The sequence below is a fragment of the Microcoleus sp. C2D2 genome, from assembly GCF_036702495.1.
Lineage (GTDB): Bacteria > Cyanobacteriota > Cyanobacteriia > Cyanobacteriales > Microcoleaceae > Microcoleus.
Genome location: NZ_JAUBTO010000165.1, coordinates 11,313 through 16,491 on the forward strand (window position 1 = coordinate 11,313; position 5,179 = coordinate 16,491).

At 42.0% G+C, this 5,179-nt stretch carries 2 protein-coding genes; one reads left to right on the forward strand and one right to left on the reverse strand.

Going from position 1 to position 5,179, the window contains the following annotated elements:
• Positions 1–1,675 (forward strand): CHAT domain-containing protein (locus tag QUB61_RS32810; protein WP_333190295.1); only part of this gene is annotated, 1,675 nt, incomplete at its 5' end.
• Between the two features lie 258 nt (positions 1,676–1,933).
• On the opposite strand, the gene QUB61_RS32815 is transcribed toward QUB61_RS32810, so the two are convergent.
• Positions 1,934–5,014: a SpoIIE family protein phosphatase gene (locus QUB61_RS32815; protein WP_333136323.1), complete on the reverse strand. Its 3,081-nt coding sequence runs from the start codon at positions 5,012–5,014 to the stop codon at positions 1,934–1,936.
• Positions 5,015–5,179: the final 165 nt, after the last annotated feature.

The following is a 5,179-nucleotide window of genomic DNA, read 5'->3' on the forward strand; positions in this document are numbered from 1 at the left end:
AATTTCGCCAACAATTCCAGAAAGGACTGTGATAGTTCCGCCAACAATTCCAGAGAGGACTGTAATAATTCCGCCAACAATTCCAGAGAGGACTGTAATAATCCCGCCGATTTTTGGGCCAATAATTCCGCAGGAGTCAGTAGCAGTACCTTCGATCGACTCTCAGGCCAACGCATTGCCGCCCAGGACGATCGCAGCCACCGCCACACCAGCATCCCCCACACCCGCAGCTATACCCTCAACCCTCGATCCAAAAGACTTTCAACCCCCCGAAAGTCGATCGTTACACAGTCCCGTTATTGCTGCTGCCGATCGAATTTTAACCCTCGATCGCACTATCACCAGTAAATTACCCAGCGACTTTGTACCACCCTCACCACCACCACAACCGCCAACAGTCAACCCTACTTCTAATTTAGTTCTGGGATATGTCCCGTCTCCCGATCGACTTTTTGAAAGTAACGACATACAGAAAACAGTCTGGGGAATCGAAAAAATGAGGACCCAAGAATTTGGAGAATACCTGGGGGTAAAAGGCAACCTCCCAGACGAAGAAGTCTTGATTCCGACATTCCAACAAACTTTAAAAAATATCGAACAGCAAACCCGCAAGCGGTCTGGTATTATCTACATAGTCTCGCGCTCCGAACAATTAGAACTAATTTTAGTTCCTCCCGTGGGGCGACCGATTCACTACAGCGTCCCAGAAGCCAACAGAGCAGCTCTTTTCCCCACCGTCCAGCAGTTCCGCGATGAAATCACCACTCCCACGAAACGCAGTACTACCACTTATCTAGCCGCCGCCCAGCAACTATATAAATGGGCGATCGCACCCCTAGAAAAAGACTTACAAAACTTAGGAATTCAGACTTTGTTGCTGTCAGTCGATCCCGGATTGCGAAGCCTGCCCTTTGCCGCTTTGCACGACGGTAAAGGCTTCTTGATTGAAAAATACAGTTTTAGTCTAATTCCAAGTTTCAGCTTGACTAATAGCGATTATAAAGCAGTTAGAGACGCAACAGTGCTAGCAATGGGAAGGTCAGAATTTGTTGACAAACAGCCCTTGCCCAGTGTGCCGATCCAATTGCAGTCGATTTCGTCTCAGTGGCACGGCCCATCTTTCCTCAATTCCACTTTCACTATAGATAATCTCAACTCGGAACACGCCAAGGGAGGATTTCGGATCGTTCACCTAGCAACTCACGCGGAATTCCAACCGGGAAAAGCGAGCAATTCCTACATTCAACTGTGGAATTCCCAATTGCAGCTCGATCGCATCGAGAGTTTGAATTGGCGCAATCCCCAGGTAGACTTGTTAGTATTAAGTGCTTGCAGAACAGCCTTGGGCGATCGGGAAGCAGAGTTAGGTTTTGGAGGTTTAGCAGTAAAATCCGGCGCCAAATCTGCTTTAGGAAGTTTGTGGTATGTTGACGATGGAGGCACTTTGGCGCTGATGAGCGAATTTTACCACCAGTTGCGAGGAGCCACAACTAAGGCAGAAGCTTTGCAACTGGCTCAACAAGCAATAATGTCCGGTAAAGTGCGGCTGGAAAACGGACAGCTAGTAACAACAGGCGGCCAGTTAAATTTACCTGCTAATTTACAACAAGCAAACCAAAATTTTTCTCATCCTTACTACTGGAGTAGTTTCACCATGATCGGAAGCCCTTGGTAAGCTGCCATTTTTATTTTTCAGTCTCCGCTTTGACGGGACGAAAATTTCTACAGTAGCGGCAATGCCCGCTTGCAGCGGTTGGGGGGTTCCCCCCGTCAGGAACCCTAATTTCAACCGCCGAGTGCTGAGGGGGTTTTGATATCGTTTCCGGTTGCAGGGGAATGATAAAGTCAAGGTCAATAATTCCACATTCCCCGACTCCCGACTCCCCACTCCCCACTCCCTATCATTCCGGTGTAACCGGAATTGATATGAACTCTATTTCTGCTTCATCACCACCAAAGTAATATCATCAAAAACCTTCATAGCGCCAATATACTGCCGCACATCATTAATTACAGCTTCCCGAATTTCTCGGGCACAGCAGTGACGATTTTCAACCACCACTTGCCACAACCTCTTTAATCCGTACTGCGCTTTATTAATATCGAAAGCTTCAGGAATTCCATCAGTATAAAGCACCACAACATCCCCAGGATTTAACAGCACATCTTCTTGAGCAATAAACTCGCCAATCTCTTCTACTAAGCCAATGGGAAATCCTAAATCCATCGTATCTATGGACTCCAATTTTCCATCAGCGCGCACCACAATCATTTCCTCATGTTGTCCGCTTAATTTGAGGACACCTCCGGCATAGTCTAATATAGCTAGAGACATATTTCTCGGGGAGTCCATGCGCTGGAGATTATCATAAAGAGTCTGGTTGAGGACATCCAAAAACTTCACTGGATCTGTTTCGTTCATTTTCTGAAGCGTCCTGACAGCCGTTTGTGCCATAATCATCAACACGCCGCTTTCTAAACCGTGTCCCGTGACATCGCCAATGCTAATCTTGACTTTACCATCCTGTTGCAATACGTCGTAGTAATCGCCGCCCACTTCATCGGCTGGTTCCATAAATCCAGCTATTTCTAAGCCTTCAATTGCCTCTAATTCTGACTGTTTTGGCAACACCATTTGTTGCAGTTGTTTGACAATATCGAGTTCCGCACTCATGCGCAGATTGTCTTTTTTGAGGAGTTCATTGAGAGTGCTAATTTCTTGATTAGCTTGAGCTAGCTGAGCCGTGCGCTGTGCGACTTTATCTTCTAAATTTTGATAGAGCCGGGCATTTTCAATCGAAATAGCCGCTTGCGAGGATAAGATTTTTAAGACTTCCAATCTATCTGGGGTAAATACCCCCGTAGTCAGATTATTTTCTAGATATAGAATGCCGATCAGTTTGCCTTGATTAATAATAGGAGCGCATAAGAGTGACTTAGCCTGATTTCTAACAATATAGGGTTCGCGAGTAAAAACTCCTTCCTTAGTAGCATCCGATAAAACGACATCCTCTTGAGTTCTCAACACATATTGGATGACACCTAGCGGCAGCTTTTCGGTAGTTTCAATGTTGATTGACTGTAAAACTTTGACTTGTTCTGAATCTACAGCCCCTTCAGCTTCAATCAGCAATTGCCCTTGAGATTCTAAAATTAGGAAGCCAACTTGTGCCCCGGCATTTTCGATAAGAATTTTCATCAAATTCGGTAATAATTGCTCTAGTAAAATTACCCCAGAAATAGCTTGAGAAGCTTTGATTACTGTTACTATATCTAAAACTTCTCCCGAAGTCGTGGCAGTATTAATACTTGTTGTCGTGTTAGTGTCAATAATTAGATTGGCGACTGCAACCTTAGATATTAATTTCGGGTATCTTGCTTCTAAATCTTTAACCTTTGCTGTTGCTCCCCAGCGAGCATAAGCATAATGAGCGTCATTTATATATGACTTGGCAAACCTTTCTTTACCTTGAGTTAACCAAAACTTGGCTGCTAGTTCGCAGGCTAAAGCTTCGTCGTTGATATAATGATTTTTTCTAGCCTGGGCAATAGCGCGATCGTACAAATCCATTGCTAACCTATCTTCACCTAAGATCCGATGTTGTTCCGCTGCAACTAGATCAAATTTTTGCGAGTAATTCATCGGAGCATAATATGCCCAAGTTGCCATTTTTTCTTGATTATTTTTAACTTTCAGTATCAATAATTCTTGTTCATCAAGATTAGTTACAGATGAATAGATGGCTAGTCGCGCTAAGGAATCATAAAAATAGAAAACAGGGACACTAAAATATCCAGTCGCCCCATTGACATATTTTTCAGCTTGCAGGGTGTTGACTAAGGCTTCAGTATAATCATCAAACAAATAACAGAGAATCAATTTGTGTAAATATAAGCTAAAAATGCCAAACCGATCCTTAGCAGCCAACAGCATTGGTAGCATCTGCTGTTCATTACAAGCATTACCTATTAAACAGCCAGGATTTGACTCATAAGATATTAAATTCAAAACAGACTGCCAAAAAATTTGATTATGATTTAAGGATGTTTTTAAGTTAAATTTAGCCAAAATATGACAGTAATTTGCCATCTCCTTTTCTACAAATATCAATTCTTCACTGCCCAAGTACAAATAGTGACATCTATTCATGGCAGCATAGCCAACGAATTCTAAGTCCCCGTTTTCTAGGCTACTGTGGTAAGCCTCTAAAAAAATGGCAAAAGTGTCTTTGAGATGAGCCTTGCCATGAATATTAAATGCGGCAACTTGGTTAAGAGTTCTGCCCTTAATTTCTGAACAATTTACCTGAGATAATAACTTTAAAGCTAGTTGACCAAATTGATAACCCGAATCAATTTCTTGTAATAATCCATTTAAAATAATAGCGTAATTGGCATAACCCAGCGCAGAATGAGAATTATTGCCATATTGGAGCGATAATTGTACCTGTTGACAGGGGATGAATGGCAATAGGGCGGGTGTGGCTAAAAATATTGGGGTAAATAGAATTGATAATATCCTCATCGCTGCTAACTTGTTGGTATCCGTTAGCCGTGGTAAATTTAATAAATCTAAGTCGCTTTTATCAACTAATAAAGCCTTGGTTTCTAACAATACTTGTTTAATATCATCTGGGTTCGGCGATTCGGGCAGATTTATGCCTAGTAAATCTAGGGCTTTTAGTCCAATTTGGGTAGCCTCTAATAGCCTACTTCTAGTTATGTATGCCAGCATTTTAATTTCACATACTTTGACTTTTTCTAACATAGTTTTGGCAAAAATTTCAACAACTTCTACCAATTTTTCCATTTGTTCAAAATCGCCATTTAGGTATGCGGTTTCAGCGGCTGCTTCATACATAGCTAGAGTTAATTCATAATCAGTATGCCAACTATCAATAGATAAAAGTTCTAACCCGACACTTAAGTATTGGACAGCAGGCTCGTAAGCAATGCTAAATTTTGCTTTGCGCCCAGCGATTAAATTTAATTCTGCTAGAGTCTTTTTTTCCAAAGGATTATCAATAGCATTAAGTGCCTGATTTAATTGGTTAACAATATTAAAAATATTATCTTCGATTAAATTTGATGGTGTATTAGCTCAATAGTTCGGACAGTTTTTAAGCAGCCATAGTACCATAAGACAGGACTGAGGGAAGGTTAGGGTGATTTAAAATCA